10 protein-coding genes and 2 pseudogenes are annotated in these 13,935 nt (G+C 57.5%); 4 read left to right on the top strand and 8 right to left on the bottom strand.

The genetic code is table 11. From position 1 onward, the window contains the following. Nucleotides 1-215: 215 nt before the first annotated feature. The 3 genes from CQ13_RS41765 to CQ13_RS46565 form a co-directional block, all read right to left on the bottom strand. Complete coding sequence (locus CQ13_RS41765; protein ID WP_082637753.1) at nucleotides 216-1,508, bottom strand: aminotransferase-like domain-containing protein; 1,293 nt, start codon at nucleotides 1,506-1,508, stop codon at nucleotides 216-218. Between the two features lie 89 nt (nucleotides 1,509-1,597). Beyond that, on the bottom strand, nucleotides 1,598-2,146 hold the full coding sequence (locus CQ13_RS31485; RefSeq protein WP_057846699.1) for a VOC family protein: 549 nt from the start codon (nucleotides 2,144-2,146) through the stop codon (nucleotides 1,598-1,600). Nucleotides 2,147-3,238: 1,092 nt separating this feature from the next. Continuing rightward, on the bottom strand, nucleotides 3,239-3,367 hold the full coding sequence (locus CQ13_RS46565) for a hypothetical protein (protein ID WP_283807546.1): 129 nt from the start codon (nucleotides 3,365-3,367) through the stop codon (nucleotides 3,239-3,241). Between the two features lie 510 nt (nucleotides 3,368-3,877). Between CQ13_RS46565 and CQ13_RS31470 the strand changes: the two genes are divergently transcribed. Then, nucleotides 3,878-4,099: a hypothetical protein gene (locus tag CQ13_RS31470; protein WP_057846696.1), complete on the top strand. Its 222-nt coding sequence runs from the start codon at nucleotides 3,878-3,880 to the stop codon at nucleotides 4,097-4,099. 672 nt (nucleotides 4,100-4,771) lie between these two features. Here CQ13_RS31470 and CQ13_RS43625 read toward each other — a convergent pair. Then, the gene (locus CQ13_RS43625; RefSeq protein ID WP_156434021.1) at nucleotides 4,772-4,909 is read right to left on the bottom strand and encodes a hypothetical protein; all 138 of its coding nucleotides are present in this window, start codon (nucleotides 4,907-4,909) and stop codon (nucleotides 4,772-4,774) included. Between the two features lie 102 nt (nucleotides 4,910-5,011). Here CQ13_RS43625 and CQ13_RS31460 point away from each other — a divergent pair, with 102 nt between their 5' ends. Further along, a complete protein-coding gene (locus CQ13_RS31460) occupies nucleotides 5,012-5,707 on the top strand; it encodes an outer membrane protein (protein ID WP_057846694.1) in 696 nt (231 codons plus the stop codon). A gap of 832 nt (nucleotides 5,708-6,539) precedes the next feature. Here CQ13_RS31460 and CQ13_RS31455 read toward each other — a convergent pair. From CQ13_RS31455 to CQ13_RS47330, 4 genes and pseudogenes are all read right to left on the bottom strand, one after another. Continuing rightward, nucleotides 6,540-7,609 (bottom strand): annotated as a pseudogene (locus CQ13_RS31455) (cytochrome-c peroxidase). A 352-nt stretch (nucleotides 7,610-7,961) separates the two neighbouring features. After that, the gene (locus tag CQ13_RS31450) at nucleotides 7,962-8,723 is read right to left on the bottom strand and encodes an autoinducer binding domain-containing protein (RefSeq protein WP_057846706.1); all 762 of its coding nucleotides are present in this window, start codon (nucleotides 8,721-8,723) and stop codon (nucleotides 7,962-7,964) included. A 794-nt stretch (nucleotides 8,724-9,517) separates the two neighbouring features. Next, nucleotides 9,518-9,946, bottom strand: a pseudogene (locus tag CQ13_RS31445) (FAD-binding protein); the annotation flags it as partial. A 66-nt stretch (nucleotides 9,947-10,012) separates the two neighbouring features. Continuing rightward, entirely contained in the window at nucleotides 10,013-10,189 is a 177-nt protein-coding gene (locus tag CQ13_RS47330) for a hypothetical protein (protein WP_156434020.1), read from the bottom strand. Between the two features lie 994 nt (nucleotides 10,190-11,183). Here CQ13_RS47330 and aepX point away from each other — a divergent pair. Continuing rightward, on the top strand, nucleotides 11,184-12,053 hold the full coding sequence (gene aepX / locus CQ13_RS31435) for a phosphoenolpyruvate mutase (protein ID WP_057846705.1): 870 nt from the start codon (nucleotides 11,184-11,186) through the stop codon (nucleotides 12,051-12,053). 409 nt (nucleotides 12,054-12,462) lie between these two features. Beyond that, nucleotides 12,463-13,224 carry a phosphocholine cytidylyltransferase family protein gene (locus CQ13_RS31430; RefSeq protein ID WP_057846704.1) on the top strand — a complete coding sequence of 254 codons (762 nt, stop codon included), beginning with the start codon at nucleotides 12,463-12,465 and terminating at the stop codon, nucleotides 13,222-13,224. Nucleotides 13,225-13,935 lie beyond the last annotated feature (711 nt).

The raw sequence follows: 13,935 nt of genomic DNA, 5'->3' as shown, positions 1-13,935 counted from the left end.
GCCACTACCAACAAAGACGGTAGAACCTATTGGTGAGGCTTCAGGTCGTTGCCCACCCCAATCGCCGAGTTCGCAACTCGATGAGGCCAACACACATATGTCGTGATGTTCGTACCCCACGTCCATGACAAAACCTCCACGTGTGTGACGCGCCGAGCGTGTGGCCACCGAGAGACGCGCGCCGGCGTGCACCGGAGGAGACCGATGGGCCATCTTCACGCTCCAGCCAAGCCGTCGCGTAGCCTGGGCAATTCCCGCCCGACGCGCCGCGCCACATAATGACATAAACCTCTCACAGCAGTTGAGATTTGCTCGGGAGTAACCGAGCTGAACGCCAATCGGATCCGGCAGTCTTGAGAGTTATCCAGTGCGAAGAAGCTCATCGGCATAACAATGACATTGTAATGCGTTGCGCACTCGTCCGCGGTGTTCGCGTCAAATCTGAAAGGAAGATCGAGAGTCAGAAAGAATCCGCCGGCAGGACGATTCCATCGAACCTGGTCCGACAAAGGCGAAAACACATCGTCCAGCTGACACAACATAAGGTCGCGATTTGCACGATACCAATCCAGCGCCGGCCGGATCCAGCCACGTAAGCTTGTCCGCTGTTCGATCAAGAGCCCCGCCACAATCGCTTGGCTAATTTGGCTCGTATTCAAGGTACCGAAACTCTTGCGCTGAACCAGATCTTCCCAAAGTGTCCGGCAAGCACCTGCGTCTCCAAAGATGGTATCGGGCAGTATTGCTGCTCCGACGCGAAGAGCTGGGCTTAGCGTCTTGGAGAATGTTGACAGGTAGATAACACTTCCGACCTCATCCAAAACGGCCATCGGAGGCACCGCATCTCCTTCATACCGAAATGGCCCATATGGATTGTCCTCCAAAACGACGATCCGATGTTTGGCGCACACTTCGAGGATCTCCCGTCGTGCGACCACATCGAGGACGCGTCCTGTCGGATTATCAAAATCGGGAATAAGATATGTTGCCCGAGCTCTTCGACCATTTCGGCCCAATTGCACAACGGCGGACTCGATCGCGTCTGCAACGCAAGACGCTGAGTTGGACAACGCTGCAATAGGCACCCTCGCAGCATTAGCTGCACCAATTGCTCCAATATAGGTGGGATTGCAGACCAGGAGCACATCCGAAGATTCGGGACACAGCGCCGGCAGGCAGAGAGCGAGCGCTTCCTGGCATCCTGAGGTGATCAGGACGCGATCCGCCTTAGCGGGGAGCCCCTCATCGGATCGCACCTGTTGCGCAACAAGCTCGTTGATGATTCCCGCTGTTCGACCATACTGCAACAACTGAGACCATACTTGGCCACGATCGCCAGCCCAATACCTTTGATACACACCGAATGCATTCAACAGCGCATGGGGGTTGAGTCTATCGAAAAACCGGTCACTCGGCCTACCAGACGCAAGCGAGACAGCTGAGGGAAACCGACTCGAGACCTCGTTCAGGAAATTCATTGCCGAACTTTGCAACCGGAAATCCATCATGGAGCCTTGGAGGAGGACGGAGCTATGGAGATCACGCCTACGTCGGAACACGAGCACGACTGGAGGTCTAAGGGCGTACGCCTCTTCGCTCAATATTTGCCGGACTGTTCAAGCTGGTCAAAAAGCTGCTGGACGTTCGATTCGAGGAAACCACTCTCTCCATCTCGGTGAATGATTTCGAAGCTAAGCCCCGTCTCAATGGAGCGGCTCGAGAAGGCCTGTGTCAGTCCAGGGCCACGTATCACATTCGTGTCAAATCCCAGACCACGAGACTTTAGGGTCTCTACAGCAGCATCCACGTCGTCGACCTCAAGAGCGATATGAGCAACTCCAACGCCGTGACGCCGCACGAGCTCTGAGACCTGAGAAGCCGGCTCAGTACCCTGACACAAAACAAACCTGATGCCCCTGCTCTCGAACTCAGCAGATAGCATGCCCGTCGCTCGACCCTTGATGTGAAAACGGCGCTTCAACTCAAAACCTAGCACGTCCCGAAAGAATTGAATTGAGGCCTCAAGATCGAGCACAGCAATCGCAATATGATCGATCCCGCGAAATTGCGACACCGGACTCGCGGTTGTCCGGATGTCATCGGAAGTCGCACCCACTCCGAGCTTGCTATCGATCGTTTTCTGCATAGCACCCACTTTCGATCGCACAATCCGACAATCAGGCCAAGGCGGCCTCATCGCGCGAGCGACAGGCAAACCCTGCTACCAGCAGATCAGCCCTGTACTAGCGTCAATGTTCTTCAGAATCCTCTGCTCGAGGTCCGTCAACTCAGCCTTACGCCTGGCCACATCCGATTGAGCGCGGAAGAGCTTGGCTTTGAGCTCTTCTCGTTGCCTCATTGCTTCTCGAAGTTCCCAACCGTCCTGCATCGGCTAATTACCTATCAACGAGCGAACGCCGCCTGTCAGCTCCGAAAACACTGCCTGCGCTTTCCGCTGCTGCTGGTGTCAGATCGCCGCGCTTCAGCTGGAGGCGGACGTCCGCCAGACCAATCTGTTGGAACGGCTCGCGGCACATCACCTCGAACATGGTGCGCAGCACCTCTTGACTGGCGTCGTTCCGTCCAGTTCCGGGTGCAGGAGCAATCCTGTCCTCGCCGGGAGACCGAAGCGCCATCAGGAGATGAGAGGCCCCGCGACGGCCACGCATGTGACGGGCGCGGCAGCATCAGCATGGCACTGATTTGGATCAATCGAGCAAGTTTCATCTGAACTCTTAGACAAGGGCTGCGATCGTGGTCGTAACGGATCACCCCCGCATCTCAAGCAACCGACGTGCCAATGACGTTCTGCGAGCGTTTCCTGAAGAAACAACGCGCCTCTCGCTGCGCTGGCGGAATGCTGCCGTCTTACTGTCGGGCTTGGGACATCGACGTCTTGAACCAGACACAGCTCAACACAACAACACGGACGGTCAATGGCGACGATCCCCCGCCGCAATCGGTTCCGCCGTCAGCCCGTCGCTGGCCAAAAGCACGATCCGCGCTCTCCAAACCACCTTCTGGGGCGTGTTCCGGTTTCGGACCAGCCCCTCCAATCCTTTCACAGGTGATGCGCAGCATCGCGAGCCAGTGGCGCCAGGAAGATCGTCGCGAACCTCTGAGGGAAGACGAAACCGACCAGATGTTCGAGGACGAGACACAGGATCCTTCAACCAGATACGAAATGGACGACCTAATCTCACGAATGCGTTGCGCCCTTGCTTCGGATCCGATCGCTCTAGGCATCTTCGAGCATATCTTGGCGGATAGCGATTGCGATGAGGCGCAGCGGGCGCTTGGTATAGACGCGATCCAATACGACACGGCGCGCCGACGAATGGCGAACCGGCTCTTCGACGACTTTCATTCAGGATTATGCGCCATAAGGCGACCGACGAACGTGTACTCGAAATTCTCGCGGAGGGCGTTCTCAACGCCAGCCCGGAGGAAATCATGCGTGTCGCCATCGCGAGCGGAATTGACGTTGCTGCGCTCGAGAAGAAAGTTCGCGAAAAGATCGCGGAGCGTACGGCATTGCCGAAGATTCGGAGAGAGGCAGCTTCTCGGTCGGTGAGACCGTGGCTTTGCGCTCCGATCCAAAGCGAATTGGCGTTGTAACTGCTGTCACTCCAAGCAACCGCGAGACCCGTTATTCGGTCTTCATCGAAGGTCGAATGGAGATGCTCTATGCAAGCCAGCTTCAGCCGGCCGACCTCGCACCAACTGCAATCCAAGCCACCAGTAACGAGCTGAATGCTCGATTGACCGCTCTGCAAATTGCCGCGCCAAGCTTGGCCAACCTGTACTCACTGCAGGCCGGTCGCGTCGATTTTATTCCTTATCAGTTCCGCCGGAATTATCGAGGTGGAGAGCTGAGATGGCGGAAACGTTCAATGTATGGCTCGATGCATTGCGCGAGAGACGTGAGCGGTGGGTCGCCGCCAGCCATGAGAACAACTTTGATCGCGGCATTTGGAACGCGACCGTCGAAAAGTACGCGGATCCGACCCATTTCGAACTCTTGCAGAACGCGGAGGACGCGGACGCGAGCTGGGGCTCGCTTCGAGCTGACCAAAGATGCGGTCATTTTCCATCATAACGGTCGCCCGTTCGAGCGAAACGACATCGAAGGGATCACCGGAATCGGCAACACCACGAAAACGAAGCGAACAAGATAGGCTCCTTCGGAATCGGCTTCAAGTCGGTCTATATCGTGTCCGAACGGCCGGAAGTCCACTGCATCGTCGAAGGACAATCCATTGCATTCGCGATCCACGATTTGGTGGTTCCGGAGCTGATCACCTGCGTACACGGCCCGGCTTCGACCCGTTTCGTGCTACCGCTGTCACCTGCAAAGGCCGCTGTCACTATCGCGAAGGCGCGACTTACGTTGGAGCAAGCGGGCGCACGCTGTAGCTTTACCACATGCTTCGCCCGAGCGCAGTGCTCTACCGGAATGAATGAGGTTCCGCGCATCCTTCGCAAGGCCCGCTTGGTGCTCGGTTCCGGCGTCGATCACACCATTTGAGACTCCAAGAGTGATCAAACCAGCGAGATGTAGCTGGTCAGCGGTCGCTTCGGCGCCGCGGTAAGTGACATCTGCTTCAGGGCCCATAGGCGTTGCATGAATGAAGTCGATGGTCGGCGTTGCCTCTGCTGTTTGATCAAAAGAGGCTCCGAGGGGATGCGCCCTTCTGGCCGCAGGTGAGAACAACACTCAGCCAGACGATCCGATACAGTTCGTCGCTGCTCTCGCCCACGCGCGCCTTGGTCAGCGAGCCTTGATTCGAACACCCTTCACTCCAATGTTGGCATTGGCGCGCATCTCTCCATGCGCGATCAACGCTTTGCGCTGTGCACATTTGATCATGATTTCCAAGCCTACAACCTGACGCAGCGTGAGTTTCAAGCTCTTTCTTCCGGGTGAGTGTTGCGCTGCCGTTACAGCAATCCCCGATGACGTTGCTAAGACGCGCGCGGCCTGGGGGCCATCTAAAGGAAAGAAACTGGAATGAAGAACTTGTTGCTTGTGACTTGCAGCATCGTCGCGCTTGGCGCGGCCGCACCCGCATTCGGCGCGGATCTCGCTGCGCAGCCCGTCTATATGGCGCCGCCGCCACCGCCGCAAGTCGCGGCCGCGATCTACGACTGGAGCGGTTTGTACATCGGCATCAACGGCGGTTGGGGCTTCAGCGATGCAACCGGTAGCACCGTGGGTGGCCAGATCGGCTATCGCCAGCAGATGGGCCAGGCGGTGTTTGGTATCGAAGGTCAGGGCAACTGGGCTGATTTCAGCGGCTCCAATGTCAGCACCACCTTCCCCCTCAATACTAACCGCAGCACGACCGACGCGTTCGGCCTGATCACCGGCCTGATCGGCTACACCTCCAACAACGTTCTGCTTTACGCCAAGGGCGGTGCTGCGGTGACGAGCAACACCCATCAGGTCACCTCAACCCTGATCGGCGCGCAGCTGGCGAGCACCGACAATACGCGTTTGGGCGCAGCTGTCGGCGCGGGTGTGGAAGTCGGCTTTGCGCCGAACTGGTCGGTCGGCGTCGAGTACGACCACCTGTTCATGCCGGACGCCAACGTGAACTTCACCACGGCCGCTGGTGTGGTCGCGACCGACCGCATCCGCCAGGATTTCGATCTCCTGACCCTGCGGCTCAATTACAAGTTTAGCCCGCCGGTTCTCAAATACTGATCTCTTCACGTCAAACGGCGGATCGAAAGCCCCGGCCCTCGGGCCGGGGCTTTTTTCGAGCTATTCATCTGCCGCGGAACGGTCACTTAACCGCGTTCTGTATTTTCCGGGAATATGCAAGGACGTTCTGCCTGCAAGCCGTTTGGGTTGAATATGTTCAATGTGATCACCACCAAACTCGAATGGCTAAATGGCAATCGCGAACCTGACACGGCCCGGCACAATGGTGATGCATGGTTAGGGGATGAGCACGCAGACGGCCGGACAGTTTGCCCGGTTCAAGAGCGCCTCCCATGCTTCCGCGGATATTCAACCCGAGGCCTACTTCCATTCTGCGGTCCGCAACGCACTGTTCAGCTTACGCATCTCACGTTTGGAAGCGCCGGATCGGCTTTCAGCCCGCTCACACGATTTAGATTGCTACGAGTATGGTACTGCTTGTGCTCGACGTCTGGGTATTCTGCGGCCGCCCTTTTGTGCAGAACGCTTGGTTAAATTGTCATGCCCCTCGACCTTGGGCTCAACGCGCGGATACACGGCAAGAGAAACCCGTATGTGTCTGTTGACGATTCAGGCCCAACCCGAGCCACTGTTTGCCTACATCAACAGCCCTGTCATATGCGTCAGTCTTTATAGCCTTCTGGACTTGGTGCTATCAGACGCTTTGTCATAGCTGCGCTTTCATCGGGCAGCTGATCGGGCATTTGCTTTCGTGTCCTGCTCCCATCCTGCACCGCCTTTGCGAATTCATGCATCGCAGACGCCGAAGGCCTGCGCCGCGTTCCTTTACATTCAAAGAACGCGCAATGCCCACTACGGTGGAGGAACCATACTATCTGCCTAAAGAGGGCGGCGGCGTCGCGTCGGTACGCGTGGGCAATTTCGGATACTCAATCTTAGGCAGCTGCCCAGTGAGCGAATTCAGAAACGCAACAATATCGTTCTTTTCCTTATCGCTAAGCTCGATGCCGAGCTGGATTTCACCCATCACGCCAACCGCTTGCTGAAGGCTCCAAACCTGGCCTGAATGGAAGTATGGGGCCCGCAACGTGACGTTGCGCAACGGCGCGGCGCGGAGAAGGTACTCGTCGCTGGCCGCCTTGGTGACCGCGTATCGGCCCTTGTCGGAGGCCGGAAGCAGGGTTGCGCCCGGCCTTTCGATCACGCCTTGTCCACCGACGTTGATTCCGTTGTGACAAGAGGAGCACCCCGTTTGCATGAAGAGCTTCAATCCTGCCTTCTGCTGATCGTTGAGAGCAGTCGTATCGCCTTCAAGGTACTGATCGAATGGAGCAGCGGGTGTAATCAGAGTCGCTTCAAAGCGCCTCGATCGCCTTCGCGAAGTTGTCAAAGGTGACCGGCGACGCCTCGTTCGGGAACGCCTTCTTGAACATGACCACGTAGTCACTCATCGAATTCAACGTATTGAGCACATGATCTGGGGTCGCGTTCATTTCGAAACGCGCCTGCACGGGTCCCTTAGCTTGCGCCTTGAGGTCTGCGGCACGTCCATCCCAGAACTGCGCCAGATTGAATACCGCGTTATAAACAGTTGGCGCCCGACGTGGACCCTGCTGCCAACCGTGCCCGACCGAGGTCGGACCGGCATCGACTCCGCCGGGTACCAAGATTATGGCAGCTATTGCAGCCGATGATCTCGCTGGCTGACAGCCGCGGATCGAAGAAAAGCATCTTGCCGAGTTTGACCTTCTCGTGGGTGACCGGATTGTCCTTCACACCAGGCATGATCGAGGGGATTGGTTTGAAAATCTGCCTAGCAGCTCTCATCAAATCATCATCGGCGCTAGTCTGTGATGAGGCCAACATCGCAACGGCCGCAACGGATAGCTTGCGTACGAGGTGAAGCTCCCATATCGCTGACTTCTTCACAATACCTCTCATCGGCACCAAACAAGGAGGGCGTCGTCCCTGTTTATGTCACGCACTCACGCTTGTCCCAGTGATGGCTGCATAGCAACCGCCGCGCCAGTGGCGCTCGCAAGAGCTAAGCTGCTGATTTAGCCTTCAAAGCAACTGCGACCCCGCGGAGAACGTTAGGTGTCTTGAACCTGACAGAAGCCGTGCGGTGTCAGAAACGCGACAGCCACGAACTGGCGGCGGCCGATTCGTGGGTGGCCGGCGCAGGCCTTTTGTGATTATACCGATGCGGCATCCAACTCGCTGCTGTTCTCAACGAGATTAGATCGTCATGCCATGGAGAATCCTGCGAGCGGACGCCACACGCTCAGGTCAGTTAGCATCCAGTCGCCAGCGCTGGCGCCGCCGAGAATTCAATGAGATTGAGGCGAATCGCCTTTACGATGGCCTGGGTGCGGTTCGTCGTACCCAGCTTGCGCATCACGTTCTTAAGATGAAAATTGACTGTATTCTCGCTGACCTTCAGGATCTTCCCAATTTCCCAAGACGATTTTCCCTCTGCCACCCAGCTCAGGCAGTCTTTTTCGCGCTTAGACAGGGTAAGTTTCCTGTCGCAGCTGCTATCCGAGGGCCGCGCGATCTCCGCAAACGCGATATGAAAGTGCCAGGCCAGTGTGTTGAGGTGACTCATACGATACTGAGGATCGGCGTCGTCGAACGGAGATGCAAAGGATACCACAGATACTCGGCCCAATGCCCCAAACAATGGCACGCTCATACCGTGCTTCAGACCTGCGTCTCTGGCCTCGTCCAGTACGCGCTGCTCGCCGGATTGCAGTTGATATTGCTTGGCGAGTTCGTCCCAGAGAAACGGCCCCGGAAGCATTGGTGTCCGCCGGACCACCGGGTCGATGACACGGTAGTTGCGTTCAAAATAACGGTGGCACCAGTCAGGCGGGAAGTTCACGGTCACCGCGGGCGGTAGATACTCCGGTAGACGAGGCGGCTCCGCGAAGGTGAGTGCTCCGTAAGCGACTTCACTGAAGCCCTCCTCGCTCGCACAGCTCACAAGAAGATCGAACAGCGCTTTAATAGAGCGCGTTCGCTTCGCGCATTCGATGAAGCTAAATAAGTCCATGTGGCGCCTCACGAGGGCAGCCAAGAGGCCGCTATTGCGCCGTTCGATTGAGTGTTTTAGGCGGAGTCTAGCTTTATTCCGCTCAGCGAAGCCCTTGCTCCGCTCTTCATCTAGTCTGAACGCTCGCGCGCTGCGGCAAATGCTATTCCCGAATTCGTTGACCTCTCCCAGCAGGCGCCCAGAAGGGACAGGTCAATCGAAACCGTGGGCACGCCAATCAAGCAGCGGGGGTGGAGCGCCTCTCTCACTTAAGCTCGAACAGCACACCATAACCGTGGCACCGGTAGCTCCACTTTATGTCGCCAGAGGGCTCGCCAACGAAGCGGTGGGTATCTCATTCGATGAAGCCGTCGAGGGCGATCTCCACGTCGCACTTGGCTTTCGGCTCGAAGCAAAGCGCGGGGCCGGCTTTCACGAGCGAAAGAAGCTGCGGCAACGGCATTGTGCGCGCGCACCCCGATATGGGAACGACCGAGATCGATGTGATTGCGGTTGTAGAACAGCTTCTCTTCGAGGCACACTGAGGGCTCGACATTCATGTTTCAGTCTCCGCAGTTGGTATCCACGATTAGAGCGCAAGGCTTCAGTCTCTCTTGTTTATGCATGATCTCCTTCGAAAACCGGTGGCCACTTTTCCGGATCGTGCAGCGGCACAGGGCGCGGGCGAATGTTCGCCGCGCTTGGGCCGCAACGCCTTCATGTCGAACTTGGCCATAGGTAACGCGGAGGCATGCCGGCTATCCCGGCGCCGACCACGATGGCGTCGAACCTGACCTCGATCGTGACAGCCTCCTCTAGCTCGCGATCTGGACGTACGAATGCGGCCGCAGACGCGCACGAAGGCAGCATCGGCGCCGCCAGCAGCCGGTTCGCGTCACTGCCAATATGGGCGAATTCGAAGATCGGCGCGTTCTTGTCGATGCTAATGGCGACGATCAGGTCGGTGCCCTTGATGCCGCCCCGATGCAGGATCGCGCCGGAAAGGCCGGCCGCGATATAGAGAGCTTTGGCCGCATGATCTTGCCGGTGTGACCGATCTGCCGGACGGAGGTGACCCAGTCCTTCTGCGCCAGCGGACCTGAGCAGCCATATTCGGCGCGAAGGACAGCCGCGCGCTGGCGCACCATTTGAAACTTTTCGGCCCATCGGAGCCCAAGACCCTCGGCGCCCACGACATCGGCAGACGCGAGATTGACGTTTGCGGAATCGCAGCCCGGCACGAATGGAGTCCTCCTCCGCCTTGATGGTGCGCCGAGATCCGGGGCCCCCGGCTTGGCGACGCAGGTGAGCTACAGCAGGCCGGGCCGCTGCTTGGCAATGCCGGGCTCGACTTTTGCGGTGTCGCCATCGATCGTCTGCTTGTTAGTGAAGATGACATCAGCCGGTCCATACTCCCTCCCAGTCTTGCGGATTTCGGTCGCCAACGCATAGCTGCTCGCCAGTGTGCCGTCCTGAGGAATACGCAATCAATGACCGCACGATGTGGTCGGTGCCGAAGGTCAGTGCCTTGCGTAGGGCTCGACGGCCATCGATGAGCACGCGCCGCACTCGTCGCTCAGCTCCGGCACTGCTCGCAGCGCGAACAGATCGTAGATGTTGATAATGGTCGGCGTCCCGGCGGCGCATGGAGTTATTGGCCACGGGGCGCACGCGGATCTGAGCGACGTTGTAAACCTGCTTGATGCAGACGATACCGTGCATGCGGTACTCCACAAGTTCCGAGAACCTGGGATGAGAACAGCAAGGCTCGTACCAGTTGCGGCGCTCGCGGAAATCAGGCGTTAAGACAAATGCTTGAGAGAATTTGCGATCGATTGGGCACGATAGGCGATCAGACGCAATTGCGACATGTCGGAAATGCGACATCGCCGTTTGCAGCAGCCGCGACATTAATTGATGTAGATCAAGAAGAGCGCGGCCTAAGACGGGACACGTTCTCCCCTCATCTGCGGTGAGAGCGGGTCGCGTACCACACAAGGTGAGCGGCCGCGGCGTTCACGAGGACCAAAACCCTTACCCCATTCGCCTTGGACAACATTTCGCATCGCCAGGAGCACGTCGAGATATCGGATCGTACTCGACGTCGAGCAGAGCAAGAAGTGCTGAGCTGATGAGGTCTGCCGATTGTAGAACGGGTGCACTTTGACTTTCCGCCACCAACGATCGCACATCGTGTGATTGTTAGGCTTAGCCCCGACTTCCGCGGCATCCTATTGCGACTTCAACACGTTACGACCCAGTCAACTACCAACGCTAGTAATTGATCTAGATGACAGAAGCAGGTCACCTATCGGTTGGGCTGCGGGATTGTCTGAGCGGCTTGCCTCGATCAAGACTGGGTGAAGCACGCCCTGAACGTCCGGCCGGTCGAACGCACCTGCAAGGAGTGGCATGCAAGATCAATCACAATCTTTTCTCGCCAATGGCTCTGATCGGTGCGCTGACTCCTCACTTGCAGAACTGTTGCGCGCCGAGATTTGCTCCGACCGCGAGCTCTCCTTCCTCATGGAAGCTCATGATGGGCTCTCTGGCGCGATCGCCAAGCGCGCAGGCTTCAAAGGTCTATGGGCGTCGGGCCTGTCAATTGCCTGCTGTCTCGGCTACCGCGATGCCAACGAAGCATCATGGAGCCAAATCGTCGATGTGGTCGAGCGCATAGTAGACTCGACCGAGCTCCCCGTGCTCGTTGACGGCGACGGCGGCTTCGGGAATTTCAACAATGCGCGCCTCTTGGCGCGCAAACTCCGTCAGCGTGGCGCTGCCGGGGTTGCGCTGGAGGACAGCTGCTTTCCGAAAATGAACTCGTTTGTTGGTGATCGGCATCCCCTAGCCGATATCGATGAATTCTCCGGCCGGTTGCGGGCAGTGAAAGATACGGTCGCGGACGACTTGATCCTCGTGGCCCGGATCGAAGCACTGATCGCCGGCCATGGAATGGAGGAAGCAATTCTACGCGCTAGCGCTTACGCCGCCGCGGGAGCCGACGCGATCCTCATTCACTCGCGTAAGAGCACCGCGGACGAGATCCTCGCGTTCGCGAGTTCCTGGCAGAACTGCCTTCCTGTCATAATCGTTCCAACGAAATACTATCGAACACCGATCTCTAAATATCGGGATGCCAGCATCTCCACAGTGATCTGGGCCAACCACTCCATGCGAGCTGCAATAGCGGCAATGCGGCACGTCTGCGGCCGCATTATCGCCGAGGAAGGCATTGCCAGCATTGAGCCAGATATCGCAACGCTCGAAGAGGTCTTCGACTTGTTGAGGTATGACGAACTCTCCCGTGCGGAAGCGCGATATCTCCATCCCCCTGACCCGCGGCAATAGCTTGTCATTCACACAACAACATACTCATTCTCGAAGGACTGCCGCCATGCAACCGCCTGCCCTATCGTCAGGCTCCACTGCAATCTTTCGAGGCATTTTTTGCCTCGCTACTATTGGAATGTCGTCAAATGGCGTAACAGACCTTACGCGGCCGCACTGTGTAGTCCTGCCCTCTCTTGGCTCGATCTGTTCATTTATCCCGATGACCAGGCACCGAAGAACAGCCACGAGCTAGTTTCTTTTTCGGAACGACCGACGAACACCCTGATTTATGTCCTTTGAACCGTAGGCTCGCATTTCCAGGGACTCCGGCAGCCTTCACGCCACCGCAGCAACCATAAGAGATCATCGACTCCTCAGCGCCTGGGAATGACTTGGCGGGAATACCGCGACGATGGAAGGGAATGAAATGACTACCGATGCTCCCAAGAAAGCCGTCATTCTCGCGGCCGGCTTGGGCTCCCGCCTGCGTCCGCTAACCGATCTGCGCCCGAAGCCGCTGGTCAAAGTCACCGGCACTCCGATCCTTCACAACGCTCTGCGCAATCTGGAAGCCGTCGGCGTGGAAGAGGTGACGATCGTCGTCGGTTACCGGAAGGACGCAATTCAATATGCCTGCGGCAGCCGCTTTGGCCAGCTCGAGATCAAGTATGTCGAGTCGACCGTGTTCGACCGTACCGGTAGCGCCTATTCCCTGTGGCTGGCCCGCGACGCGCTTCTTTCCGGAGACTGCTTTCTTCTCGAGGGCGATGTTTTTTTCGAGGAGAACGTGTTGCGCCACCTGATGATCGGAGAGGCGACCGATGCGGCTGCAGTAGCTCCCTTCAATGAATGGATGGAAGGGTCGGCAGTTCTGTTGTCGGATAGCGGGTTGATCTCAGGTTTCCGCATGAAGCAAACCGCAGCAAACCTTGTTGGGGATGGTCCTAGACTATTCAAGACGATGAACCTGCTACGATTCTCGGCGCGGACTCTCAGGGCAACGATCGTTCCAGGGCTGGACGATATCATCGGCTCCGGAGCTACTCAGGCCTACACCGAGGAGCTTCTTGCATATCTGGTGGAAAGGCGCGGCCTAAAGCTCGCAGCGGCGCGTTGCGACGCTCTCAGGTGGTACGAGATCGACAGCCCCGAAGATCTGCGCATCGCAGAGCGCATTTTGGCAAGATGAATGCCTTCGGCGCGCCGTATGATCTGCAGAGTAGTTGAGGCTCCAATGCTGAAATACCTTTGGGACTCAGCGAACGCCGCCCGGTGCTCTGATTCTTCTTCCGCACGTATTCCTTCTCTTCCAGGGACCTGGGCTAGCCACAGCGGCGGCCCTTTCGGCTGTCCTATTCGATCCCTCGACGGGATTGCAGCTCGCACCATGAATTTCATTGCAATGAAAACTGCATATAGGCGCATTGACTAGGCGAACGCGTGCGTTCTTCATGCATTCATGACAGCAACGGTCAAACCATCTCCTACTGGCGCCTAGCAGCACTGCCGCCTCAATTCTATAGCGACTTGCAGTTGGCGCCCGTCCAACTACCAACGTTGGTAATTGATCTAGGTGATAGAAGCATGCCACCTATCGGTCGATGAAGGTCGGGCTGTCAACCGCACCTGCAAGGAGTTCGGCATGCGTTTTCCGAAGATAAACTCGTTTGTTGGCGATCGGCATCCCGTCGCCAAGATCGGTGAATTCTCTGGCAGACTGCGAGCAGCCGGGGTCCGACTCTCCTGCGGCATCAATCTCGAATGCGGGCCGCATTCAATCGGAAGAAGGCATTGCCGGTATTGAGAAAGGCGTCTCCGGTCTCGATGAAATCTTCACCTCCTCGGCTGCGATGGGCTTGCCAGGCGGAAGAGCGGTATCTGCCGAAGCAGATCGTACCGA

Origin of the sequence: Bradyrhizobium retamae, assembly GCF_001440415.1 — a bacterium.
Classification (GTDB): domain Bacteria; phylum Pseudomonadota; class Alphaproteobacteria; order Rhizobiales; family Xanthobacteraceae; genus Bradyrhizobium; species Bradyrhizobium retamae.
Note: the sequence above shows the minus strand (reverse complement) of the source record. Positions and strands in the feature narration are given on the sequence as shown.